Raw genomic sequence first — 25,850 nt, 5'->3', positions numbered from 1 at the left:
TGGCAACAAACGGAAAATTTCCGCTGCTGCGCCTCCAATTCAAAAGTCTCATCGTAGATCTGGCGACGTGCGATTTTAATTGAGCCAATAGGATGGGTTCCTGCCATATATCAATATAGAAACTTGCTGTTAGTCCTGGGTTTATTAAGCGGGGTATTTATTTGATCTGTGATTTTAAATAAGTTTGCCTCATGTGATATGGTTGAAGTTCGTCGATGTTTATTCCGGATTCTTAAGTTTGTCCGGAGGCAATTTTCGCACTTCCTTACGTATAGCGTTATAAATGCTATCGATTGGCTCCGACATCTGGATCTTTAATGCATCAAAGACCTCTTTTACACCTTTTTCGTGGTACTCAAGGTATTTTTCATAGCCTGTAGGGTCTTTGTTGATAGGTTGGCTGGGCATTCTCAAGGAGTAGCTCACTGCTTTATTTCTCTTAGATACCTCAGGGCCTGTAACATTTAGGTCCAGTAGCCCAGACACGCTTGAGTCCCTCAGGCTCAGCCAATAATTGTCACCATATTTTTTATCGAACACTTCGGTGTTTATTATCTGGCGTTCGAGTTGTTCTCGAATAATTCGGCTAACATGGTGCGATACATAAAAAACAGCAGCGGGATCTGGGAAAAGTCCGCTTATGGCGATAGGGTATGGGTTGCGCATTATTTATCCTCTCTTATTTGCCACATAGCGATTTAGGGCCTTTATAGCTCTTTTTGTTTCCTTCAGGAATCAGTCCGCCAGTTTTTTTGTAATGTGCATCCAATTTGGCAGTTTCGATGGTCTTGGCCGCCTGGGTCGTGCTTATGCCGCTTTCTAGAACGGTACCCTTAATCGTTTTACCAGGATTCAGCCGTTCTAATTTTTCTACTTGTTGGTGAAGTCTGGTCGGGTTGCCGCTGGATTTTGTTACACGGTTCATATCGGCCTTGCCGTACTTGTACAGCTCACCGTCTATTCGAATTTCGTACACACCGAAATTACCTGCAGCGCCGTTGGTGTTGAGATTAAGAAGTCCCCATGGGTCAATCCAAGAGATGGGATTTTGTGCGTATTTGTAGAGGTTGATTCCCCCCGTCAACCCAATCGGATCCGGCGTAGTAAACCGCCCCACATCCGGATCATAAAACCTAAACGTATTGAAATGCAGCCCCGTCTCCCGGTCCAGATACTGCCCCTGAAACCGCAAATTCTGCTCTTCAATGTAATAAGGCTCGCGCACCTCCTCCAGTGTGTTGCCCCACACCCGATACGTCGCGCGCCACACCGTTTCTCCATCTGCTTCGGTCAGTTGCTCCGGCAACCCGTTCAGATCGTTGTGGTAGTAGCGGATTTTCTGCAGCGGGCCGATGCCGTCGACTCGGGCCAAGGGTTCGTAGCCTTCGTTTTCATAGACATACAGGCTCGTCTGACTGTGTTTATGCTCCTGCAACAACCGCAGGCCATCCCACATGAACCGGGTTTCGCCCAGCGGATAGCCGTCGCGGCCATGCTCGGTTTTTTCAATACGCCGGCCCAGCGGGTCATAGGTCATCCTGAGCACGCTGCCGTTTTCATTGCGTACTTCAATCAGCCGGCTTTCGGCGTCGTAGGCAAAGCGCTGCACGCCGCGTTTGGCGCTGCGTTTTTCGATCATTCGGCCAAAGCCGTCGTAGCGGTAACGCTTGTCCTGATAGGTCAGCAATCGGTTATGGCGCACCAAGCCGCCAGAGGTTTGCGGGCCGTCGAGCAGGTTGGCGGCCGCGTCGTAGGCGAAGGTTTCGCGCTGGCCGCGCAGGTTGTCCTGGCTGGCGATGATGCGGCCGGTGGCGTCGTAGTGCAGCAGTTGGCGATGTTGCGCGGCGGGTTGCTGGTCGAGTTTGCCGATCAGGTTGTCGGCGGGGTCGTACTCGAAGTGTTTTTGTGTGGCCGCCGGCATCAACGAGGGCTGGCTGGCGTGGCGGCGCTGGCGTGCGCGCAGGCGGCCGCTGCGGTCGTATTCGCTGCGGGTGCTGAGTTGGCCTTGGGTGCGCAGCACTTCGCGGTGCAGGCGGTCGCGTTCGAAGTCGCTGATGACCTGGCCGTCGAGGTTGATCTGGTGCAGGTAGCCGCTGCCGTAGTACAGACGATTGAGCCAGCGGCCGTCGGGCAGTTGGGTTTGGATCAGGTTGCCGAGTTCGTCGTAGTGATGGTGCAGATTGCCCGCTGAACTCTGTTCGGCAAGCAACTGGCCAAGGGCGTCGTAAGCGAAACCAAGAGCCTGGGTATTGCCCTGCAAGTCGGTGAAGGTGACGGCGGTTAGCTGGTCCACCGCATCGTAGCTGTAGTCGGTGCGGCCATCGTCGGTGGTCTTGGCAATCAACCGGCCAACCACATCGCGCTCCAGCCGATGAACGATGGGGGCCGGTGGCTCCTCGGGAACTATCGCCAAGCCATTGCCATAAGGCGCCGCAGCGGCGGTCACTGCCGTGATGTTATCCAGCCGGTCGTAGGTGTAGCGCTTGGCGCTGCCGTCGAGGTCTTGTTGTTGGGTCAGCCGATCCCCGGCATCCCACGCGAACCGATAGCTTTCGCCGTTCTCGTTGACCAGCGCTTGCAGCCGCCCATAGCTGTCATAGCCGAATTGCACCTGCCGGCCATGGGCGTCGGTGCGCTGGCGTACCTGGCCGCGACGGTTGTGCTGGTAGAGCGTGGTGTGCCCGGCGGGGTCGGTATAGCCCACCAACTGACCGCTGACATCGCGCTGATAGCGCTCAATGCGTCCGTCCGGCAGTTGGCTGCTGAGCAAACGCCCGTTGGCGTCATAGCTGAATTGAGTGCGTTCGCCGAGGGCGTCGGTGATGACCTGCAAATAGCCTCGCTCGTCATAGCTGAAGCGCGTGGGGTAACCCGAGCAGTCAATGTGCTCGACCAGTTGCCCGAACGAATTCCACCGCAGCTTCTTGCGTTTACCCGTGGCGTCGACGATTTCCACGACCTGTCCATGGGCGTCGTAGCGATAGCGAGTGATATGACCCAGCGGATCGGTTTCGGCGATGCAGTTGCCGCGCGGGTCGTAGCGATACTGCCAGCTGTGGCCGGCGGCGTCGGTTTCCACCAGCGGTAAGGCCCAATGTTCCAGCCACAGCGTCGAATCGCTGCGGCCCAGCGGGTCGGAATCGCCGATCAGGTTGCCGGCCTCGTCGTAACTGTATGCGTAGCGCCCACCCTGTGGATCGGTGGCACTGAGCAATTGGCGTTCGTCGTTCCACTCGAACAACCAGGTCTGGCCGAGGTTGTCGCTGTATTGAATGATCTGATGCTGGGTATTCCAGTGGCGGCTGCTGACGCGTTGCAAGCCGTCGGTAATGCGGGTGAGGCCGGCTTTCAAGTCATAGTCGAACTGGTAGGCGTCACCCTCGTCGGTCCAGTGCCGGACCACGCGCCATTCCAGGTCTTCGACCAGCGCCCATTCATAGAAGCAACGCAACCCGGTGGGCAACTGATGCTCCACCATCCGGCGCCCGGCGTCGTAGGCGAAGCGCCGCTGCACCTGGCCGGTGGTATCGCGTACCTCAGCCAGATTTCCCGCCGTGTCGTAGGTATAGCTGACGAGCACTTCGCGGCGTTGATCGGGATAGATGCGTTCGATATGGGTGACGCGTTCACGCTCGCGCACCAGTTCGACTTGCACCAGATCGAAAGTATCGCGCAGGCGCACCAGGCGCCCGGCGGCGTCATAGTCGACGTGGATACGGTTGTCGTTGCGGTCACCGAGCTGAGTCAGGCGAAGCAAGCCAGCATTGGTCGGGGTCGGTTCGAACAGCCGGTACAGGCCGTCATCACTTTCGATCAGCAATTGCCCGTTGAGGTGGCGCCGCACGGAGAGTCCTTCACCGGCGCTGAACACCGCGCCGCCCAGGGCAATCGAGCCCATGTCGATCGGTCGGCCCTGCTCATCGGTGTAGACCAGCGTATCGCCGCCGTCGGGATGAGGGCGGATCTCGACGCACACCTCATAGGCGACACTCCAGCCCGCGCCGAACAGACTGCCGGGGCGTTCGTCGCGGCTGTTGTAGATGCGTTGCCAGTCGATTGGCAGGATGCCGGGCAGCACGAAATCCAGCTCCTCGACATCGCCCAGCACTTTCGCGCCGGTCGCCGCATGCACCGGGTTGGACGAGCCCATGGCCGCGTTGGCCATCGCGCCCATTGCACTGCTGACCGCCATCGAAGTCGCGCCGCCGATCAGCATGCACGGCAGCTTGCTGAAGAACTTGCCCTTGCCGCCCTTGAGCATCAACAACGCCGTGACTGCGAGCCCGACGCCGGGTGTCTTGCCGCTGCGGATTTCCCGCACCACCACTGAGCCGCCGCCAATCGTCACGTTGGGTGAAATCAGCCCGGAAGACACCACGCTGGCGTCGCACGTACTGCGGTCGCCGCTGCGCACCGCTGGTTGGCCATTGATCGTGACCTTGGACGAACCTTCGGCGAGAAACTGCGGCGGCATCGGTGGATGCTTCATGCACGCGACCAGGTCCAGCGGCTTTGGCACGGCGCCTGGCGCCGGAGTGGCAACCGTGGGGCGCCACATCTGCGAGAAGAAACTCTCGGCCATGTCCAGATAACTGGCCTCGGGTTCCGGCTCGGGTGCTTCCAGTTCGGTGCCTGCCGGCGCCACATGAGAGCTGATCGCCCCGGCGGCCCGGGCGGCAGGGATGTTGTTGGTCAGGGTATCGGTTGAGCCGGTGAGAATATTCGCCTGTACCGTGGGCGGGAAAAGGGCATTGCTGAAGCTATCGCATAAGTTTGTCAGGCCTTTGTCTGCACCGGTCTTGCTCATGGCAAGGCCAACAATCGTGCCCACTACCGCGCCCAACAGGAAGCACCCCAACCCGCCGGTCACGACGGTAATCCCTGTGGCAGCGACAACGGCAGCAGTCGCCACGGCAGTGATCGCGATATTGGCAGCCACCTCCAGCACACCGCCGAGGATGTCGGCCATCATCGAGGTGTGGGCCAGTGCATCGCCCATGCGAGCGGCCCAGAGTGCGTCAGACATACGCGGTGCCCAGGGCCGTGGCGATTTTCTTGAGACCTTCCATAGTCAATCAGTTGCTCCCTCGTCTGGTTACGGCATGCTCATCAAGGCTGTTCGCAGGCGTTTGATCAGCCGCGGATCTTCAAGGCAGTCGACAGGCCGCACATTGTCGAGAGCGGGAACTTTGCGTTCGATCCACCACAGCCCTTCCTTGAGCCCTCGCTTGCCTCGCAGCACAACGGCCACGTCGAGGTCGCCGGCCAATGCTTGCGCCAGGGTGCGCGCGTCTTCGTCCAGATAGTCTTCTTTGTACAGCGCTACCATGCTTTGCCAGTCGGCATCGCCGGGGTATTCATCTTCAAGTGGCATGATCAGAATCCTGCAAATGATATTAAGTTGCTGCCGGTCGGGTTTCGCGCGGATGGGGCAAGAATCCCATCATAGCCATTGGCTTTTGCCCAGCTGCCGATCTGGTGAGTTTCGGTGTATTTGTTACCCGTAATGCTTTTGAGTGATACGCCTAACTGTTTGCGCACGTCGGCGCGCGTTAAGTCCAGCACGTTGTTTAGCTGCACCTTTTTGCTGACCAGTACCCGTGTGGACAGGTCGACATCCCAGTGGGTGACTTCGCCCAATGCGGTCTTTCGCGAGTTGGCGCCATACACGCCACCCAGTCCCCTGGCCGTGTACCGGTGTCGGGACTCCACATTCCACTTGTGTGCCTGCCAGGTCGTACCGATGCGTCCGGGCTCCTCGAATCGATACACCGTGCGATTGACCTTACGCCCCTTGGGTGGGCTTGAGCACTTCATCAGGCCCAGCGGGTCGATCCAGCTCAGGGGGTTGGGTGCGTACTGGTAGAGGTTAAGGCCGCCGGCCAGGCCGATAGGGTCGGGCGTCGTGAAGCGTCCGATCTGCGGATCGTAAAAGCGCAGCGTGTTGTAGTGCAGCCCGGTTTCTCGATCCAGGTACTGGCCCTGAAAGCGCAGGTTCTGTTCTTCGATGTAATAGGGCTCGCGGGTTTCCTCGACGGTATTGCCCCAGACTTCATAACGCGCCTTCCATACCGTATGGCCGTCGCTTTCCGTGAGCTGCTCGGGCAGGCCATTGGGGTCGTTGTGATAGTAGCGAACCTTTTGCAGAGCCCCGAGGCCATCGACGCGTGCGACGGGTTCGTAGCCCTCGTCGGCATAGATATAGAGGCTGGTCCGCTGGTTGCAGCGCTCCTGCAACAACTGCATCGCGTCCCAGGTGAATAGCGTCTGGCTCTGCTGGACACCGTTACGGTCAAACAATGTTTTGGCGATCCGTCGGCCCAGCGGGTCGTAGGTCATTTTGACCGTGGAGCCGTCGTTGTTGTTCACCTGCACCAGCCGCTGCTCGGCGTCATAGCTGAAGCGTTGGGTGCCGCGCTGGGTGCTGTATTTTTCGACCATGCGGCCGAAACCGTCGTAGCGGTAACGCTTGTCCTGATAGGTCAATAACCGGTTGTGGGCCACATGCCCGAGGCCATCTTGCAAATTGGCGGCCGGGTCGTAGGCGAAGGCTTCACGTTGACCCAGAAGGTTGTCCTGGCTGGCGAGAATGCGACCGGTGGCATCGTAGTGCAGCAGTTGGCGGTGTGTCGTGCCCGGGTGGCTGACAAAGCGCTCGACCAACTGGTCGCTGTCGTCATAGCCAAAGCGTGTTTGCGTTGCTGGTACCAGCAGCGACTGGTCCTGTTGCCGACGCTGACGGGCGCGGAGTCGTCCGCTGCGGTCGTACTCGCTGCGGGTGCTGATACGGCCCTGGGTGCGCAGGACTTCCCGGTGAAACCGATCACGCTCGAAATCACTGATGACCCTGCCATCAAGATTGATCTGGTGCAGATGCCCGCTGCCGTAGCGCAGGCGGTTGAGCCAACGGCCGTCAGGAAGCTGGGTCTGAACCAGATTGCCCAGCTCGTCGTAACGGTGTTCCAAACTGCCGGCGGCGCTGTGTTCGAGAACCAGTTGGCCGAGGACGTCATAACCGAATCCCAGACTCTGTTGGCCGTCACGCCCGGTGAACGTGATGGATGTGACTTGATCCAGCTCGTCATAGCAATATTCGGTGCGCCCATCCAGGGTGTTCTTGGCGACCAGCCGACCTGCGGCATCCCGTTCCAGGTCGTGAATGATGGCTGTCTCGGTGCCGTGTACTGCGATCGTCTCTACCTGCGTGACGTTGTCCAGTGGGTCGTAGGCGTAGCGCTTGAGACTGCCGTCCAGGCGGTGTTCCTGGGTCAACCGGTCGCCGGCGTCCCAGTCGAACCGGTAGCGTTCACCGTTCTCGTTGGTCAGGCTTTGCAGGCGGCCGTAAGCATCATGGTTCAACGTCACGCGGCGGCCATGGGCGTCAATGCGCTGATGTAACTGGCCACTCAGGGCATGCTGGAAGTAGGTAGTGTTGCCAGCGGGGTCGCGATAGCCGATGACCTGACCACAGGCGTCGTGCTCATAGTGTTCGCTGCGGCCGTCGGGCAATTGCTTGCGGGTGAGTCGGCCTTGATCGTCATAGCTGAACACCGTGCGCTCGCCCAGTGCATCGGTGCTGGTCAGCAGCAGGCCGCGCTCGCAGTAGCTCAAGCGAGTGGTCATTCCCGAACAGTCGGTGTGCTCGCTTAACTGGCCGAGCGGCGTCCAGCGCAGGGTTTTGCTCTTGCCACTGGCATCGGTGATTTGCACGACTTGCCCGTGGGCATCATGACGATAGGCCGTGACGTTCCCAGCAGCGTCGGTTTCGCTGACGCAATTGCCGCGCGAGTCGTAACGGTATTGCCAGGTATTGCCTGCGGCGTCGGTTTCTGCCAGCGGTAGTGCCCAATGTTCCAGCCACAAGGTCGATTCGCTGCGTCCCAAGGGGTCGAGCGTCTCGCTCAGGTTACCGGCTTCGTCGTAGCTGAATTGGTAGTGCCCGCCGTTGGGATCGGTGGCGCCCAGCAGTTGGCTTTCATCATTCCATTGGAAGGCCCAGGTACGTCCGAGCACATCGATAGACTCGATGATCTGATGCTGTTGATCCCATCGGCGGATGCTGATTCGCTCCAGCCCGTCGGTGATGCGGGTGATGCCAGCGTCCAGTTCGTAGTGGTAATCGTAGGTGTCCCCGGCGTCTGTCCAGTGCCGGACCACACGCCACTCACGGTCTTCCACCAGGGCCCACTGGTAGAAACAGCGCAAGCCGGTGGGCAATTGATGCTCGACCATACGCTGCCCGGCATCGTAGACAAATCGACGTTTAACCTGGCCGTCGGATTGACGTACACAAGCCAGATCGCCACGGCTGTCGTAGCTGTAATGCATCAGCACTTCGCGGCGCTGGTCGGGGTAAAGCCGCTCGATCTGGCTGACGCGGCGCTGCCAGGTTGCGTCGTATGCCAGTTCAACCTTGACCAGGTCAAAGGTGTCCCGAAGCCGCAGCAGGCGACCGTCGTTGTCATAATCCAGGTAGATACGGTTGTCGTTGCGATCACCTAATTGACTAAGGCGCAGCAAGGTAGCGTTCTGTGGCGCCGGGTCGAACAACCGATACAGACCGTCGGCACTTTCGATCAGCAACTGACCGCCCAGGTGGCGCCTGACGCTGAGCCCCTCGCCAGCACTGAACACGGCGCCGCCCAAGGGGATCGATCCCATGTCGATGCGTCGGCCTTGCTCGTCGACGTACACCAGGTGTTCGCCGCCTTCCGGGTGGCGCAGCAAGTGGACGCTGACCTCATAGGACAGGCTCCAGCCGGCACCGAACAAGCCATCCTGGCGCTCGTCCCGGCTGTTGTAGAAACGTTGCCAGTCGATGGGCATGATGCCAGGCAGGGCAAAATCCAATTCCTCGGAACCGCCGAGTACCTTGGCTCCGGTACTGGCGTGAACAGGGTTAGGCGAGCCCATGGTCGCATTGGCCAGGGCGCCCATGGCCTGGCTGACCACAAACGAATTGACGCCTGCGAGCAGCATACAAGGCAGGTTGCTGAGGAACTTGCCTTTGCCCCCTTTGAGCATCATCAAGGCGGTAACGGCGAGGCCTACACCCGGTGTTTTGCCGCTGCGTATCTCGCGCACCACCACTGAGCCACCGCCGATGGTCACGTTCGGCGAGATCAGCCCCGACGACACCACCGTCGCGTCGCAAGTGCTACGGTCGCCGCTGCGCACGGCGGGCTGACCGTTGATCGTGACTTTTTCCGAGCCCTCGGCGAGAAACTGCGGCGGCATCGGAGGATGCTTCATGCACGTCACCAGGTCCAACGGTTTGGGGACTGCGCCGGGGGCCGGGGTGGCGACGGTAGGGCGCCACATTTGTGAAAAGAACCCCTTGGCCATATCCAGGTAGCTGGGCTCTTCGCTGTGTTCCGGCTTCGACGGTGGTTCTTCGGCTTCGGTGCCGGAGGGGGCGACATGGGATGGCACCGTGCCGGCTGCCCGTGCAGCGGGGGTTGAGTTGATCAGGGTGTCAGTGGAGCCGCTGACAATCGTCGCCATGACGGCGGGAGGGAACAGCGCGTTGCCGATGCCTTCGCACATCGTGCTCAAGCCTTTGTCGGCACCGGTTTTGCTCATGGCGATGCCGACAACCACGCCGACGACGGCACCCAACACGCACGCGCCCAGCCCCCCCGTCGCAACGGTGATACCGGTCGCCGCCACCACCGCAGCCGTGGCCAACGCCGTTATCGCCACGTTAGCCGCGACCTCGAGCACACCGCCAAGGATGTCGGCCATCACTGAGGTATGGGACAAGCCATCCCCCAACCGTGCGGCCCAGAGCAGTGCGTCAGACATTGAGGCGCGTCGTCACTGTGGCATGTCGAAGGACAGCGAGTTTTTGATCAAAGCCCAATGCGCCGCCTCGGCATCCCCCAGCGTGTCTGCCTTGACGTAACTCAAGGCGAGCATCTTGCGCGTCCCTGGCAACACCAACGCCAGTTGATACTGGAACACCTTGTCATTGCCCTTGTTGAACTGGCTGCGCAGCTCGATACCTTCCACCTCTTGGGCGGCGCCCAAGCGCACGGTGACGCTCGGTTGGCAGCGCAAGTCCTGCACCTGTTTTTCCAGGCGCTTGAGTTGGTCGTCGAAATTGCTGTGCAGGGTTTCGCCTTCGGCGAGCAGGCTGCGGCTGACGATCAGGGAAGTGCCCAGTTCGGGGAACTTGAGGATATTGATCGACGCGTCCTGCAGCTCGCCGGCCGGCAGTTGGAACTGGAATTCGTTGATTCGGTACGTCATGGAAGACAGGTCTCGTCAGGAGCTTTTAGGCGCGGGGAACGCGGCTTTGATGTTGGCGTCGATGCTGGCTTTTATGCCTTGGCCATCGGGCGTCGCGCCGGGGCCGCCGCCATTGTTCAGGTGCAGCACGCCGCCGGTGTTGAACTCGGCATCGCCGCTGGCGTAGAAGCTGATTTGCACGCCGGTGAGGTTGATCTGCCCGCTGGCGTTCAACTCCAGGATGCTTTCGCCGCAGACCAGGCGTAGGTTTTCGCCCACTTCGATGACGTAGCTCTGGCTGATGCTGTCGGTCTTCCTCTGGCCCACCGAGAGGATGTCTTCCTGCTTGACGATGCGCAGGCGGTTGTTGCCAATCGTCACCGTCTCGTTGTGCCCAATACTCTTGTTGCGGTCATGCCCCACCGAATGGCTCTCATCCACCTCGACGACGATGTCCTGATTGCGCTCGGCATGGATATACAACTGCTCCAACCCCTTCTTGTCCTCCATGCGGATTTCATTGAAGTTGGCTGGCGTGCCGCCCTTGCTCGAACGACTTTTTATGCCGCTCTGGGTCGCGTTCTCCGGCAAATCGTAGGGCACCGTCTGCTCCGCGTTGTACACCCGCCCAGTAATAATCGGCCGGTCCGGGTCGCCTTCCAGAAAGCTCACAATCACCTCCTGGCCGATCCGTGGGATCTGCATCGAGCCCCAGTTCTTGCCGGCCCAGGATTGCGATACGCGTATCCAGCACGAGCTGTTTTCGTTGGACTGGTCGTGGCGGTCCCAGTAGAAATGCACCTTCACGCGGCCGTACTGGTCGGTCCAGATTTCCTCGCCTTTGGGGCCGACCACCAGCGCGGTCTGCGGGCCTTTGACGATGGGGCGATAGGTGTTGGCCAGCGGGCGGAAGCTTTGTTGGGCATCGATGCAGGTCAGGCTGCTGTCGAACTGCGCCGAGTTGGAGCCGCCGCCGCTTTCCAGGCTTTCCTGAACGATGTAATAGCGGCAGCCGACGATCAGGTATTCGCGGTTCTGGTCCTGGCGGCTGAAGCCGGTGAGGCTGAACAGATGGCCGGAACCGAGGCCGCGGGCGTTGCCGTTGAATTCGATTTGTTCATGCAGGGTTTGCAGGGCTTCGATGCGGGTGCGCGCGTAGTGTTCGCCGTCCGCGCTTTGCACGTAGGTGCCGGGGTAGTCGTACAGCGGGTAGTCGCCGGCGGCGTGCGGGCGCGGCATCGCCGAGCGCACGTCGATGCTCGCGCTGGGGCGCTGGAAGTCGTAGTCGTTGAGCTCCAGCGAGCCCGGCTGCACTTGCTGGGCCAGGTGCCAGTTGTACAGGTGGTCGCGTTCGCGTTGCTGCTCGTCCTTGGGGTAGTACGGAATCGACACGTAGCCCGGCACCGTGGCGTGGGCGCCGTAGGCATCGGCCAGTACCAGCACGTGGCGGTCCTGTTCATGGCGGAAGAAGTAGTAGATGCCTTCCTGTTCCATCAAGCGGCTGACGAAATCGAAGCTGGTCTCGCGGTACTGCACGCAGTATTCCCACTCGCGATACGGCCGGCTCAGGGCGTCTTCGAAGTCGGAAAAGCCGAGGTCGCGGAACACCTGCTTGATGATCTGCGGGATGCTCAGGTTCTGGAAAATCCGGCAGTCCGACGTGCGGCTCAGCAGCCACAGCCACGGGCGCAGTGTCACCTGATAGCTGGCGAACTGGCCCTGGTCGATGCTCTGGCTGCACTGCGCGACGATGCCGTGGAAATGCCGCTCGCCACCGTCCGCCAGTTGCACGCCAACGCTCATCGGCTTGCCGAGCAACTGGTTGAGGTCGATGTTGGCGTCCAGGGAGGTCAGTTGCAGCTCATAGGCGAACAGCCGACCCAACTCTTCGCCGCCGCCCATTTGATTGAGCAACAGCACGTCCGGCCCGAGGGGGCTGGTGATTTTGGCCAGGCGTGAGGTTTGGTTGAATAGCATCGAAGTACCCTAATAGCTGAAGGAACCCAATCAAAATGTGGGAGGGGGCTTGCCCCCGATAGCAGTGTGTCAGTTGATGTATCAGGTGACTGATTCACCGCCATCGGGGGCAAGCCCCCTCCCACATTTTTGATTATGTTTCTTCAGGTCAATCGTTGAACTGATAGTGCAATTCATTATCCCGGCTACTGATCCGCACACCCGCCAGCGCCTTGCCTTCGAGCATGCGCGTGAGGAATTCACGGCTCATGTCCGGCAGCAGGCTGTTGGTGAGGATCGTGTCGATCATGCGCCCGCCGCTTTCGGTCTCGGTGCAGCGCGAGACGATCAAATCGACCACCGCGTCGTCGTAATCGAAGGCGACTTTGTGGGTGTTCTGCACACGCTTCTTGATGCGCTCGAGTTGCAGGCGGGTGATCGCCTTGAGCATCTCGTCGCTCAGCGGGTAATACGGGATGGTCACCAGTCGGCCGAGCAGTGCGGGCGGGAAAATTTCCAGCAGCGGCTGGCGCAGGGCTTTGGCAATGTCTTCCGGCGCGGGGATGTTCGCCGGGTCTTTGCAGACCTGGGAAATCAACTCGGTGCCGGCGTTGGTGGTCAGCAGGATCAGCGTGTTCTTGAAGTCGATGACCCGGCCTTCGCCGTCTTCCATCACGCCCTTGTCGAACACCTGGAAGAAGATCTCGTGTACGTCCGGGTGGGCTTTTTCCACCTCGTCCAGCAGCACCACGCTGTAGGGTTTGCGCCGTACCGCTTCGGTCAGCACGCCGCCTTCGCCGTAGCCGATGTAGCCCGGTGGCGCGCCCTTGAGGGTCGACACGGTGTGGGCTTCCTGGAACTCGCTCATGTTGATGGTGATGACGTTCTGCTCGCCGCCGTACATGGCTTCGGCCAGGGCCAGGGCGGTTTCGGTCTTGCCCACGCCGGAGGTGCCGGCCAGCATGAACACGCCGATCGGCTTGCTCGGGTTGTCGAGGCCGGCGCGGGAGGTCTGGATGCGCTTGGCGATCATCTGCAAGGCGTGGTCCTGGCCGATGATGCGTTTCTTCAGGTGCTGGTCGAGGTTGAGCACGGTTTCCAGTTCGTTGCGCGCCATGCGGCCGACCGGGATGCCGGTCCAGTCGGCGACCACCGAGGCCACCGCCTGGTAATCCACGGTCGGCAGGATCAGCGGGGTTTCGCCTTGCAGCGCGGTGAGGCGCTGCTGCAGGTCGACCAATTGCGCACGCAACTCATCGTTGCCGCTGTCGACCACGCCGACTTTTTCACGCAACGTCGCGCGGGTGGCGAGCAACTCATCGACCAGGGTTTTCTCTTCGGCCCAGCGGCTTTCCAGGCTGGCCAGGCGCTCGCGCTCGGCACTCAGCAGGGCTTCGCTGTTGCTCTGGCGTGCCCCGATGGCGATGCCGATCGCATGCTCGCGGGCGATGATCTGCAGCTCGGTTTCCAGGGCTTCGATGCGGCGACGGCTGTCGTCGACTTCGGCCGGCACCGCATGCAGGCTGATGGCGACGCGGGCGCAGGCGGTGTCCAGCAGGCTGACGGATTTATCCGGCAACTGGCGCGCCGGGATGTAGCGGTGGGACAGCTTCACCGAGGCTTCCAGTGCTTCGTCGAGGATCTGCACCTGATGGTGTTTCTCCATGGTCGAGGCCACGCCGCGCATCATCAGCAGCGCCTTGTCTTCCGACGGTTCGGCCACCTGCACTACCTGGAAACGGCGGGTCAGGGCCGGGTCTTTTTCGATGTGTTTCTTGTACTCGGCCCAGGTGGTCGCGGCCACGGTACGCAAGGTGCCGCGGGCCAGAGCCGGTTTGAGCAGGTTGGCTGCGTCACCGGTGCCGGCGGCACCACCGGCACCCACCAGGGTGTGGGCTTCGTCGATGAACAGGATGATCGGCTTCGGCGAGGCCTGGACGTCTTCGATGACCTGGCGCAGGCGCTGTTCGAACTCGCCTTTCATGCTGGCGCCGGCTTGCAGCAGGCCGACGTCAAGGCTGCGCAGTTCAACGTCTTTCAGCGCGGGCGGCACGTCGCCGGCGACGATGCGCAGGGCGAAGCCTTCGACCACGGCAGTCTTGCCCACGCCGGCTTCACCGGTGAGGATCGGGTTGTTCTGGCGTCGACGCATGAGGATATCCACCAACTGGCGGATCTCTTCGTCGCGGCCGACGATCGGGTCGAGCTTGCCGCTGCGTGCCTGTTCGGTCAGGTCGACCGTGAAACGCTTGAGCGCTTCCTGCTTGCCCATCGCACTCGGCGCCATCGCACCGCTGGCTTCGCCCGGAACGGCGCCGGCGTTGAAACCGTCGCTGGCCGTCAACGCATTCTCCGGCGAGTCGCCGACGTACTCGTCAAAGCGTTCGCTCAGGGCTTCGGCCTTGACCTTGTCGAACTCCGCCGACAAACCCAACAGCGCATGGCGCAGGCTCGGCGTCTTCAGAATGCCCAGCAGCAGATAACCGGTACGCACCTGGCTTTCGCCGAACATCAGGCTGCCGTAGACCCAGCCGCGCTCTACGGCTTCTTCCACATGGGAGGACAGGTCGGTGATCGAAGTCGAGCCCCGCGGCAGGCGGTCGAGGGCTTCAGTCAGGTCGCGGGCCAGGCGCGCCGGTTCCACGTTGAACTGACGGATGATGCGGTGCAGGTCCGAGTCCTGCAGTTGCAGCAACTGGTGAAACCAGTGGGCCAGTTCCACATACGGATTGCCCCGCAGCTTGCAGAACACCGTGGCGGCTTCGATGGCTTTGTAGGCCACGCTGTTGAGTTTGCCGAACAGTGCGGCGCGACTGATTTCACCCATGCTCTGGATTCCTTGAGGTGGTGGCGTGATCGGCGTAATGCCGGGCCAGGATTAGGTCGTTGGCATCAACCGCAGGGCGGCCGAGCCAGGTGTTGAAGCCCAGGCGGAACCGGCCGTTGAGTTGCAGCGCCGGGACTTCGGGTTGTTGCAGAACCAGGTTCAAGTCCCAGTCCAATTCATGGCCCAGGTACTCGGCCACCCAGGCCACCAGCTCGTTGAACGGCTGGCTGCCGGGCAGCATGCCCATGTAGTCGTCCAGCGCGAGCGGGCCCAGGCGGATGCGGAATTTGTGCTGGCGGTCCCACACATGGCTGCCCAGGCAGAAGTCCACGCCGAGCCGGTTGGCGCTGACCCCGACGCGACTGCGCTCGGGCAGTTCGAGCCATTGGCCGATGTATTCTTCGATCTCTACCGGCAGGCCGAAGTACTCGCCAAGGATCGCCTTCAAGCCATCCGGGTAGCGGGTCTGCGCCGACAGGTGGCCGCTGTAATGCAGCTTTGCCGTGTCGGGGATCAGCCCCTGGTTGAGCAGGCTCGGCATGCCCCGACCGCTCAAGGCCGCGAGGCGCGCCGACCAGTAATCATCGTCCGGGCGGTCGTGGCTGACGGTCGGCCGCGCCTCGGCCCAGGCCCGGTAGAACAGGCTCAACAGGCGATGGTGGAAGATATCCAGGAACTGTTTGCTGGTGCTGTCGGCATTGTTGCGCTGGCGTTCGCGCACGTACTCGGTGATGTGCAGCGGCAGCGGGCCGTTGGGGCCGCCGAGGCCGAAAAAGTACTGCTGCAGCCGCGCTGGCTTGCCCTCGCCAGCGGGGTCGACCGAGGCCAGGGTGGCCGGGGCGAAGGTGCAGTCGGCCTGTTGCCCGAGGCGCAGCGGGTCGTCCGCCAGGCGCAGGGACTGGCCCAGGCGCGGCAGGTCCGGCGATTCGCACTCGATACGCCGCAGCGCCTGGAAGAAATCGTATTCCCAGGGCTCCTGGTGCATCGCATCCAGGGTACTCACAGGGTCGGACGACGTCCGGGCTTGGCTTTCCATCGCATGATCTCGCCGCGTTCGGTGGTACGGATCACCGTCTCGGTAAAACTGTTGATCGACACGTAGCGTGCCAGGAAGCGTTCCAGTACCGCACCGAGCAGGAACACGCCGGTGCCGCGAAACGCGTTTTCATCGAATTCCAAGGTGATTTCCAGGCCGCGCCCAAACACGATCGGGCCGGGCATCGGCAGGCGCCGGGTCACCGCTTTGCTGCTGACTTCGCGCAGGCCTTCGATCTGCAATTGCAGGGCGGCGTCGTTGCTGTCGCCATACAGGCGCAACAGTTCGCGCAAGGCGCCTGCGCCCTGGCCCTGTTCGCTCAGGGACAAGTAGTTGAGCGACAGCTGGCTGATCAGGCGCCAGGCCTTGGCGTCATGGGCGTGGCTGGCACGCGGGCGGCTCGGCCCGGCGACGCAGCGCACGGCCAGCACCGGGGCGCTGTCGGCGAGGGTGAAGTCGGTCTTGCCATTGCCCACGCTCATGAACAGCGGCAAATCGCGGTTGGTACACAGCGCGCTTACGCCGAGTTGGCGCAGGTCGTGGCGATAGGGCGCTTGCTGGCTGTCCACCAGGCTGACGAAGGTTTCGCTGCCCACGTAGGTGGAGCGCGGGCCGTTGCGCCGCTGGTCGCTGGACAGCACCCGCGGCTCACGGCGCACGGTGTAGTACGCCTGGTCGCGGCCATAACGCGAGGGGTCGCGCACCGCATAGAACGGCAGGAACGGCTGCTCCGGCCCGGTGCCATGGCCGGTGATGCCGTCGAGGGAGTGAATCTCGAAATCCATCGGCCGCGTGCGGTCGGCGATCACATGGTGTTCGTTGACCCGGTCGGACAAGTGGATACGGTCCACGCGTTTCGGGAACAGGTTGATCGCCGGGGTGCAGAACGGCAAGAACTGCGCGGCACCGACGCTGCCTTCCAGGCTCGGTTCGTGGCGGTCGAACAGCACGATCAGTTCCAGTTCCTGGCCGTCGCAACGCTTGACCGCACGGCCCAGTTCGGCGAACTCGACGAACAGGAAGCGGTGGGGCAGGGCGAAGTATTCCTGCAGCAACCGATAGCCCTGGAACGCCCGCGCCACCACGGGCATGGCCGCGTCGGCGTCGTCGAAACCGCGCGAGCGCAGCGCGTCTGGTGGCAGGCGCTCGACCCAATCGCCCCCCGGCTTGCGCGCAAACACCGCGCAGGCATTGCCCAGCAATTGTTCGTAGAGGCGGAACGGTTGCTCATCGGCGCCGCTGAGGTACAGCGGCAGGTTGTCCAACGCGAGGCTGTTGAACGGCAACTCGGCGCCGGTGCGCAGGGTCAGGCGCAAACCGGCCTTGGCTTTCGGTTCGCTGGCCGCCAGGCGCCCGAGCACGGCGGCGGGGTTGCCGAAGTACTCGGCGTGGCTGACCTGCAACGGCCACAGCGTCACCGGGTGAGCGGTGCGGTACTCGCAGCAGGTCTGGGTTTCGCGGCCCAACGCGGCGCGCAAGACGCTGTCGCGCGGCAACGGGAAACCGCTGGCCAGGGAGCCTTCATCCGGGTCGGTCTGCAGTTGCACCACGGTCATCGACGGGGTCGGCGCCAGGTAGTGCGGGTAGGCGATCTCCAGCAGGTTGTGGGTGAAGGTCGGGTACTCGGCGTCGAGCTTGAGCTGCACGCGGGCCGTGAGGTAGGCAAAGCCTTCGAGCAGACGTTCGACGTAGGGGTCGGCGCAGTCCATGCCGGACAGGCTCAGCCGACTGGCGATCTTCGGGTATTCCTTGGCGAACTCGGCGGCGCTTTCGCGCACGTGGTGCAGTTCCTGGTTGTACAGCTCCAGCAGGCGCGGGTTCATGGGCGTCTCCGCTGGTCGGCGTTGACCACGCGTACATGGCCCGACTCCAGGTCCAGGTCGGTTTGTAGCAGCAGGCGCAACGGCACCGGCTGCGCCCACAGGTCGCCTTCGATCTCGAAGCTCAGGGCGTTGTGGTTCATCTCGCCATGGCCGACACGGGCTTTGACGCGCAGGGTGTGGCGCAGAATACGTGGCTCAAAGGTGGCGATCGCCTGGTAGATCAGGGCTTCCAGGGCCTTGATGTCGACGCTGGAAACACTGTTGCCCGCCAGCGCCGGCAGGCCGTAATTGACCACCGAGGTGCCGGCCGGGGTGTGCAGGGTGGCATCGGCATCGAGCAACGACGTGGTGTTGAGCAGCCACGCCAGGTCACGCAGCACCGAGGCCTTCAATTGGGTGAGGGACAGCACGCGCTTGTCGGCGCTTTCCTTCGGGTTGGTTGGGTCGTCGTCGGTCAACCGGTCCAACAGGGACGGTTGCAGACGGTCGCGGGAAGCGATTTCAGTTACCACCAAAGCAGCTCCACGGACGGGTTGCGAGAGGGACAAAGTGCCTGGGGCCGTGGCGCTGGGCCACGGCCGCCAGGGCTATCAGCGCTTGGTGTTGGAACGGATGTTCCAGCCAAACTTGATCGCGCCGCCGTCTTTGGTGCCGTCGGCTTTCTGCGGTTGGTAGTCGACCATCACCTGGGCGAAGTTCAGGGTGACGTTTTCGGTCAGGCGATCATCGGAGCCCGAACCGCCAGTGCTCAGGGACGTGACCAGCACTTCTTCCAGGTTGATCACCATGTACTCGACCTGGCTTTCACCACCGGCCTTGCGCACGGTCAGCTTGACCTTGTCGATGTGCTTGCCGCTGGCGCAGTGCATCATCAGGTTCGGCGAGGCCTTGTCGACGTACTTGGTCAGCGACAGGTCCTGGATGTTCACCTTGCCCGCGCCGCCGCCACCGCCTACGTGCATGTTGCCGGACTGGGACATGCCCCAGCTCCAGTTCAGTACGTCGATTTCGTCCTTGTGGGCTTTGTCCATGGACTCGCCCTTGATGTCGCCGATCTTGATGAAAATATCAACAGCCATGTTTTCTCCCTGTGTGGACTCAGCCACTGTATTTGTTAACGCCGCCGACCCCTGTAGGAGCGAGCTTGCTCGCGAAGGTCGTCAACGGTGACGCGGGCATCCTGGATGAACGCAGCGCCTTCAAGTTTTTCGCGAGCAAGCTCGCTCCTACAGGGAGCGAGCCAGTCCCGATTTTTTACGCGCTTTTCGCCGACGGCAGTTTCGATACCAGGCGCAGCGACACGGTCAGCCCTTCGAGCTGGTAGTGCGGGCGCAGGTAGAACTTGGAGTTGTAGTAACCCGGGTTGCCCTCGACGTCTTCCACGATCACTTCGGCTGCCGCCAGTGGGTGCTGGGCCTTGGTGGTTTCGGTGGAGTGCGCCGGGTCGCCGTCGACGTAGTTGAGGATCCAGTCCTGCAACCAGCGCTGCATTTCATCCTTCTCTTTGAAGGAACCGATCTTGTCGCGCACGATGCACTTCAAGTAGTGCGCGAAACGGCAGGTGGCGAACAGGTACGGCAGGCGCGCGGCCAGGTTGGCGTTGGCGGTGGCGTCCGGATCGTCGTACTCGGCCGGCTTCTGCAGCGACTGCGCGCCGATGAACGCGGCGAAGTCGGTGTTCTTCTTGTGCAGCAGCGGCATGAAACCGTTCTTCGCCAGCTCCGCTTCACGACGGTCGCTGATGGCGATTTCGGTCGGGCACTTCATGTCCACGCCACCGTCATCGGTAGGGAACGTGTGGGCCGGCAGGTTTTCCACTTCACCGCCGGACTCCACGCCACGGATGCGCGAGCACCAGCCGTAGTGTTTGAACGAACGGTTGATGTTCACCGCCATCGCGTAGGCGGCGTTGGCCCAGGTGTACTTGGAGCTGTCGGCGCCGTCGGTGTTTTCTTCGAAGGCGAAGGCTTCCACCGGGTCGGTCTTGGCGCCATACGGCAGGCGCGCGAGGAAGCGCGGCATGGTCAGGCCGATGTAGCGCGAGTCTTCCGATTCACGCAGCGAGCGCCAGCCGGCGTATTCCGGGGTGGTGAAGATCTTGGTCAGGTCGCGCGGGTTCGACAGTTCCTGCCACGAGCCCATGCCCATCACGGTCGGCGAAGCGGCCGCGATGAACGGGGCGTGCATGGCGGCGCAGACTTTGGACAATTCGCCCAACAGCTCGACATCCGGTGGCGACTGGTCGAAGTAGTAGTCGCCGACCAGGCAACCGTAAGGTTCGCCGCCGAACTGGCCGTATTCTTCTTCGTACATCTTCTTGAAGATCGGGCTCTGGTCCCAGGCGGTGCCCTTGAATTTCTTCAGGGTCTTGTGCAGGTCCGGCTTGGAGATGTTGAGCACGCGGATCTTCAGCTGCTCATCGCTCTCGGTGTTGTTGACCAGGTAGTGCAGGCCACGCCAGGCGCTTTCCAGCTGCTGGAAATCCGGGTGGTGGATGATCTGGTTGACCTGGGCGGTGAGCTTGGCGTCGATGGCGGCGATGATCGATTCGATCGACTTGATCGCGTCGTTGGACACCAGGTCAGTCTGTGCCAGCGCCTGCTCGGCGAGTGTCCGCACGGCGGTTTCCACGGCTTCGCGGGCACGCTCGGTCTTCGGTTTGAACTCTTGCAGCAACAGCGAGGCGAACTCGCTGGTTTCTTCGGTGGCGCCCAGGTTCTGAGCGCTTTCGCGCACGGTATTCTCGGTCATGATTACTGCTCCCCTGCCGGCTTCGGCGCGCTCGCAAGGGCCTGCAGCAATGCCGGGTCCTTGATCGCTTTCATGATGATTTCTTCAGCGCCGGTCTTGCCGTCCATGTAGGTCAGCAGGTTGGCCAACTGGGTACGGGCTTCGAGCAGCTTGTTCAGCGCATCGACCTTGCGGGCCACGGCGGCCGGGCTGAAGTCGTCCATGCTTTCGAAAGTGATGTCCAGGCTCAGGTTGCCTTCGCCGGTCAGCTCGTTGGGTACGTGGAACGCTACGCGCGGTTGCATGGCCTTGAGGCGCGAGTCGAAGTTGTCGACGTCCACTTCAAGGAACTTGCGGTCGGCCACGGGCGCGAGGGGCTCGGCGGGTTTGCCGGCGAGGTCGGCCATCACACCCATCACGAAGGGCAGCTGGACCTTTTTCTCGGCGCCGTAGAGCTCGACGTCGTACTCGATCTGCACTCGAGGCGCGCGGTTGCGCGCGATGAATTTCTGAGAACTTTGCTTCGCCACGTTGCTGCTCCTGGTCGCTTGAGCGACGGTGTTGTTACTGCGCAGTCGGGCGGCTTACTCGCCGTCCGGGCCACGCAGGTTTTCAAATTGGGACATGCCGTCGGGAATCAGATTGCGCACGATGGCCGCGAAGTCGGCGTGCACCAGATGCTTTGCGCGGTTCAACAACACCGGCAGCGGGCTCGAAGGCTCGTGACGGGTGTAGTACGCAAGGATCTTGTCGAGGCTGCGCAGCACGTCATCGCGGTTGGCGATGTCGCCGCTGGGGCGCGGTGCGGTGGGGGCGGCGGCGAAGTCGGCCGAGGGGGCATTGTCGTCACTGACGGCCTCGGGTTCGCGGCTGCTGGTCTCACCGTTCGGTACAAATTGGCTGAGGATCTGCAGCGCCTGCTTGAGCGGTTGCTTCAACAGGCTGAGGTCGACGCCCTGGGCCGAGCCGACCTGGTCGCTGACCTGTTGTTCGATGGCTTCGCAGGCGGCACGCGCGGTGCTCAAGGCGTCGCGGGTGGCTTGCAGTTGCTCGGGGTCGCTGTCGAGGAACGCGGCGTTGAGCTGCTGGGCGCCGAGTTGTTCATCGGGAAAACTCATCAGGCCGCTGGCGTTCAGCGCGGCGCGCAGGCTCACGGCGCCGAAGGTGCGCGAGCGCGTGAGGATGCTTTCGCGCAGCAGGCGGATCGTCGCGTCGCCGGTCAAGCCGGACAGGGCGTTGATACGCACGGTGGGGTCGTTATCGTCGTCGGCATCCAGGCGCGGGTGCAGGTCGGCCCAGTATTCGCGCAGCAGCGCGTTGATCAGCGTGAGCGCGTCGGCCAACCCGACCACACCCTGGAGGGCGAGGGCGCTTTGCAGCAGGAAATGGGTGATGCGCAGGTCTTTGCTGCGTTGCAACAGGTCGAGGCTTTGCTGCTGGATGCTGCGCCAGTCCGGCGGTTCGGCAGGCAGGATGGCGTCGCCCATGCTGCGCTCGGGCTGCCCCTTGGCATCACGCTCCAGTTGTAGAAATTGCGCGTCATATTCCATGTCTTCGCCACATGGCGAAGTCGCGGAAACGGCGGCGAGCAGCAACGGCACATCCACTGAAATCGATCTCCCTATCGGCCCGTTAGATGACGGGCAATTCATGCATTAGTTGCGTGATGAACTTTGCATGTTTTCTTGGTCATATACGTGTGGCGCCACTAATGTGCCATCACTGGTATTCAAGAAGTTGTGCATTTTTGGTGTAGTAGTTATGGCTTGTCAAGGTAAGCTATTCGCCCTCTGTGACAGATGTGCGGTACTTAACAACCTGCGCGACTGGTGAGTCGAGTGGTGTTCCACGATAGGGTTTTTGTCATTGAGGCCAGTTAAGATCTGCGATCATGCTGGCAAAAAGCAGATTATGACCGTGGTTTGCGTCGCCTGGCGCGATCTCTCGGGAAAGGCGCTCGCCGGGAATCGATTGCGCGCGAAGTATCAGCAAGGAGGCAAGATGTCGCTGTGTTTGACTATCACTAGTTATCACAAGATTACCCCTGGGCAGTGTGCCGAAAAGTCCTTGAACCAGGGCTCGATGGCTATCGGCCGCAGCTCGGATAATGACTGGGTATTGCCTGATCCTGAGCGTCTGGTGTCCTCGAAACATTGCGTAATTCAATACAAAGATGGTCGTTATTATTTAACCGATAACAGTACAAACGGTGTGGAGTTGGTTAACGCCGGCATCCGTCTGCGTCGGGGTAATAGCGAGCCGTTGCAGGATGGCGAGCTGATCCGCATCGGTGATTACGAAATCCAGGCGCGCATCGATTTCAACGTACAGGCCGTGGATAGCCAGGCGTTTGCCGGGGATTCCCCGAACAGTTTTGAAGCGCTGATGGGCGCCGTCGCCAGCAAGCCGGTAGCCACGCCAGTGATCGCGCCGCAGTTCCAGGGCGCGTCGTCGATGGACACCTTGCCGGACCTCTTCGATTTTCTCAGCCCGACCGCCGTGCCGCCGCCGACCGTGGCCGATCATGTGCCGTCCGAGCAACACGACTTCCGCCCGCCGACCCCGGTGGCCGTGCCGGTGGTCGAGCCGCCGGCCGCGTCGGGCTCGGTCATCCCCGAGGATTGGGACCTGTTTGGCGACACGCCGGCGCCGGTGGTCAGCGCACCGCCACCGCCACCGCCTGCGCCGGTGATCGCGCCGCCACCTGTGGTCGAGCCTGTGCTCCCGGCCGCCGCCGCCCAGCAACCCGATCTTTTGCACGCCTTCCTGCGCGGCGCCGGCCTGGACCCATTGCGCCTGGACAGGGCCCAGGCCGAAGCCCAGATGGAAAGCATCGGCCGCAGCTACCGGCTGATGGTCGAAGGCCTGATCGACGTGTTGCGTGCCCGCGCCAGCCTCAAGGGCGAATTCCGCATGCAGCAGACGATGATCCAGCCCGCGGAAAACAATCCGTTGAAATTCGCCCCGAATGCCGACGAAGCGCTACAGCTGCTGCTGCGTCATGGCAACCAAGCGTTTATGGCACCGGACATCGCGGTGCGCGACAGTTTCGACGACCTGCGCGCTCACCAATTGGCGGTGATGGCCGGTGTGGAAGCGGCGATCAAACACCTGCTCAGCCGCTTCGAACCGGCGCAGCTGGAAGAACGCATGGGCAAGCCCGGCGGGCTGTCGAGCCTGTTCAGCGGCTCGCGCCAGGCCCAGTACTGGCAGCAGTTCACCGAGCTCTACAGCAATATTTCCCGCGAGGCCCAGGAAGATTTCCAGGACCTGTTCGGCCGCGAATTCAGCCGAGCCTACGAAGAGCACAGCGCACGCCAGCGTCGCTGAGCCGCAACGCATGGATAAAACGGAAAGCTAAGTACGTCATTGAGGACGAAGGATGATTCCCAGGTTTTTACTCGCAGTGGCCAGCCTGCTGATGCTGGCGGCGTGTACCAAGGATGTCGCCGAACCCCAGGCCAGCGCCGCCGAGGTTGAAGCGAACAGCGCTGCCGTCGAGTTGCACTTTCACGCGATTGCCGGGCTCAACCCCGGCGCCAACGGCCAGGCCGCCCCGGTGCGGGTGCGGATTTTCGAACTGAAAAACGCCGCCATCTTCGGCCGTTCGGATTACTTCGCCCTGGCTGACCGTGCGCAATCCACCCTCGGTCTCGACCTGCTGGACCAGGACGAAGTGATGGTGCAGCCCGGCCAGCAGTTGAGCATCCAGCGCGACCTCGACCCGTCCACCCGCCAGATCGGCCTGTTGGTGGGCTACCGCGAGCTGGACCGCGCGCAATGGCGCACGGTGCTCAACGTGCCGCCGCGCCAATACACCGAATACCAGATCAGCCTCGATGTGCGCGCCGTGCGTGCGGACGTCGTGGTTTCCCCATCCAGCCCAGCCCAATAACAAGCAATCGGAGCCCCCATGTCCTGGAACAATCGCGTGGTCTGGTCGGAAGGCATGTTCATCGGAACGCAGCACTTCCAGCAGCATGACCGTTACCTGGAAAACCTGATCGACGCCCGCAGTCGCCCGTTGTCGGCCGGGGCCTGGGGGTTTTCCGAGCTGCTGATCGATCAGGGCCTGCTGGCCCAGGGCAAGCTGGCGATTGTGTCGGCACGCGGCCTGCTGCCCGACGGCACGCCGTTCAATATCCCCCAGGATGACTTGGCGCCCAGCCCGCTGAATATCGACGACAGCCTGCGTGACGGCCTCGTCTACCTGGCCTTGCCGCTCAAGCGCGCAGGGGCCCGCGACACCGTCGACGACGGCGAAGCGCTTGGCGCCGCCCGCTACGTGAGCCAGGTGCGCGAAGTGCGTGACGACAACGCACCGTTCGAGAATCGCGCCCCGGTGGCCGTCGGCTCCCGTGCGCTGCGCCTGTTGACCGCGCAGGACGGCATCAGCGATTACGCCGCGATCGGCCTGGTACGCATCAAGGAAAAACGCGCCGACCGTGCGCTGGTCCTCGACGACAGCTACATCCCGCCAGTCCTCGATGTGGCCGCGAGCAAACCGCTGACCGCGTTTCGCAGCGAACTGCTCGGCCTGCTGCACCAGCGCGGCGAAGCCCTGGCCGGGCGTGTGGTCGCCTCGGGCGCGGGCGGCGCGTCGGAGATTGCCGACTTCATGCTGTTGCAACTGGTCAACCGTGCCCAGCCGCTGATCCAGCACCTCAGCCAACTGAGCCCGCTGCACCCGGAGCGGTTGTTCAGCGAACTGGTCAGCCTGGCCGGTGAGTTCGCTACCTTCTCCACCACCGGCCGGCGCCCCCAGGAATACCCGCAGTACCAGCACGACGACCTGGCCTTGAGTTTTGCCCCGGTGATGCAGGCCCTGCGTGAAGCGCTGTCGATGTTGATCGACAGCAAGGCCACGCCGATCCCGATCGTCGAGAAAGCCTACGGCATCCACGTGGCCATGCTCGCCGACAAAACCCTGATCGACAGCGCCAGTTTCATCCTCGTGGTACGCGCCGATGTGCCCGGCGAGACCCTGCGCGCGCGCTTCGGCCAGCAGAGCAAAGTCGGCTCGGTGGAGCACATTCGCGACCTGGTCAACCTGCAACTGCCCGGCATTGGCCTGCTGCCGTTGCCGGTGGCGCCGCGCCAACTGCCGTACCACGCAGGCTCGACCTATTACGAGCTGGACCGGGGCAGCGAGCACTGGCAGCAGTTGAGCAATTCCGGCGGCTTCGCCTTCCATATCGCCGGGCAGTTCCCGGGCTTGAACCTGGCCTTCTGGGCGATCCGAGGATAA

At 62.0% G+C, this 25,850-nt stretch carries 17 protein-coding genes; 3 read left to right on the top strand and 14 right to left on the bottom strand.

Translation table 11 applies throughout. From position 1 onward, the window contains the following. Positions 1-219: 219 nt before the first annotated feature. The 14 genes from LQ249_RS00360 to tssA form a co-directional block, all read right to left on the bottom strand. Entirely contained in the window at positions 220-666 is a 447-nt protein-coding gene (locus tag LQ249_RS00360; RefSeq protein WP_057005220.1) for a hypothetical protein, read from the bottom strand. A 13-nt stretch (positions 667-679) separates the two neighbouring features. Beyond that, complete coding sequence (locus tag LQ249_RS00355; protein WP_232566103.1) at positions 680-5,026, bottom strand: RHS repeat-associated core domain-containing protein; 4,347 nt, start codon at positions 5,024-5,026, stop codon at positions 680-682. 69 nt (positions 5,027-5,095) lie between these two features. Next, positions 5,096-5,374 (bottom strand): hypothetical protein, encoded by a 279-nt coding sequence (locus tag LQ249_RS00350; protein WP_057005221.1) that lies wholly within the window; start codon positions 5,372-5,374, stop codon positions 5,096-5,098. 2 nt (positions 5,375-5,376) lie between these two features. Beyond that, positions 5,377-9,804 carry an RHS repeat-associated core domain-containing protein gene (locus LQ249_RS00345; protein ID WP_169863642.1) on the bottom strand — a complete coding sequence of 1,476 codons (4,428 nt, stop codon included), beginning with the start codon at positions 9,802-9,804 and terminating at the stop codon, positions 5,377-5,379. 12 nt (positions 9,805-9,816) lie between these two features. Further along, entirely contained in the window at positions 9,817-10,251 is a 435-nt protein-coding gene (locus tag LQ249_RS00340; RefSeq protein ID WP_057005223.1) for a DcrB-related protein, read from the bottom strand. Between the two features lie 15 nt (positions 10,252-10,266). After that, positions 10,267-12,207, bottom strand: coding sequence for a type VI secretion system Vgr family protein (locus LQ249_RS00335; RefSeq protein ID WP_232566102.1), 1,941 nt, complete (start codon positions 12,205-12,207; stop codon positions 10,267-10,269). A 148-nt stretch (positions 12,208-12,355) separates the two neighbouring features. Further along, positions 12,356-15,013, bottom strand: a complete 2,658-nt coding sequence (gene tssH / locus LQ249_RS00330; protein ID WP_057004026.1) for a type VI secretion system ATPase TssH — start codon at positions 15,011-15,013, stop codon at positions 12,356-12,358. Continuing rightward, on the bottom strand, positions 15,006-16,049 hold the full coding sequence (gene tssG, locus LQ249_RS00325) for a type VI secretion system baseplate subunit TssG (RefSeq protein WP_057004025.1): 1,044 nt from the start codon (positions 16,047-16,049) through the stop codon (positions 15,006-15,008). Before tssG ends, tssH begins: the two co-directional genes overlap by 8 nt. Beyond that, on the bottom strand, positions 16,013-17,872 hold the full coding sequence (tssF, locus tag LQ249_RS00320) for a type VI secretion system baseplate subunit TssF (RefSeq protein WP_046381630.1): 1,860 nt from the start codon (positions 17,870-17,872) through the stop codon (positions 16,013-16,015). The genes tssG and tssF overlap by 37 nt, the downstream gene beginning before the upstream one ends. After that, entirely contained in the window at positions 17,869-18,384 is a 516-nt protein-coding gene (gene tssE, locus LQ249_RS00315; protein ID WP_005792513.1) for a type VI secretion system baseplate subunit TssE, read from the bottom strand. The genes tssF and tssE overlap by 4 nt, the downstream gene beginning before the upstream one ends. 78 nt (positions 18,385-18,462) lie before the next feature. Beyond that, on the bottom strand, positions 18,463-18,951 hold the full coding sequence (locus tag LQ249_RS00310) for an Hcp family type VI secretion system effector (RefSeq protein WP_003195562.1): 489 nt from the start codon (positions 18,949-18,951) through the stop codon (positions 18,463-18,465). A gap of 175 nt (positions 18,952-19,126) precedes the next feature. Then, positions 19,127-20,623, bottom strand: a complete 1,497-nt coding sequence (gene tssC, locus LQ249_RS00300; RefSeq protein ID WP_017849979.1) for a type VI secretion system contractile sheath large subunit — start codon at positions 20,621-20,623, stop codon at positions 19,127-19,129. Positions 20,624-20,625: 2 nt separating this feature from the next. Continuing rightward, the gene (gene tssB, locus LQ249_RS00295) at positions 20,626-21,132 is read right to left on the bottom strand and encodes a type VI secretion system contractile sheath small subunit (RefSeq protein ID WP_017849978.1); all 507 of its coding nucleotides are present in this window, start codon (positions 21,130-21,132) and stop codon (positions 20,626-20,628) included. Positions 21,133-21,186: 54 nt separating this feature from the next. Then, the gene (gene tssA / locus LQ249_RS00290; RefSeq protein WP_046381631.1) at positions 21,187-22,209 is read right to left on the bottom strand and encodes a type VI secretion system protein TssA; all 1,023 of its coding nucleotides are present in this window, start codon (positions 22,207-22,209) and stop codon (positions 21,187-21,189) included. A 394-nt stretch (positions 22,210-22,603) separates the two neighbouring features. Between tssA and tagH the strand changes: the two genes are divergently transcribed. Genes tagH through tssK form a run of 3 tightly spaced genes read left to right on the top strand, consistent with a single transcriptional unit; the run spans position 22,604 to position 25,850 of the window. Continuing rightward, positions 22,604-23,932, top strand: a complete 1,329-nt coding sequence (gene tagH / locus LQ249_RS00285) for a type VI secretion system-associated FHA domain protein TagH (RefSeq protein ID WP_232566101.1) — start codon at positions 22,604-22,606, stop codon at positions 23,930-23,932. Positions 23,933-23,984: 52 nt separating this feature from the next. Beyond that, the gene (gene tssJ / locus LQ249_RS00280) at positions 23,985-24,497 is read left to right on the top strand and encodes a type VI secretion system lipoprotein TssJ (protein ID WP_232566100.1); all 513 of its coding nucleotides are present in this window, start codon (positions 23,985-23,987) and stop codon (positions 24,495-24,497) included. Between the two features lie 18 nt (positions 24,498-24,515). Next, on the top strand, positions 24,516-25,850 hold the full coding sequence (gene tssK, locus LQ249_RS00275) for a type VI secretion system baseplate subunit TssK (RefSeq protein WP_046381634.1): 1,335 nt from the start codon (positions 24,516-24,518) through the stop codon (positions 25,848-25,850).

The sequence above is a fragment of the Pseudomonas sp. 7-41 genome (assembly GCF_021233075.1).
In the GTDB taxonomy this organism is placed as follows: domain Bacteria; phylum Pseudomonadota; class Gammaproteobacteria; order Pseudomonadales; family Pseudomonadaceae; genus Aquipseudomonas; species Aquipseudomonas veronii.
The sequence above is the reverse complement of the archived record's forward strand: the minus strand, read 5'-3'. Positions and strand labels throughout refer to the sequence as shown.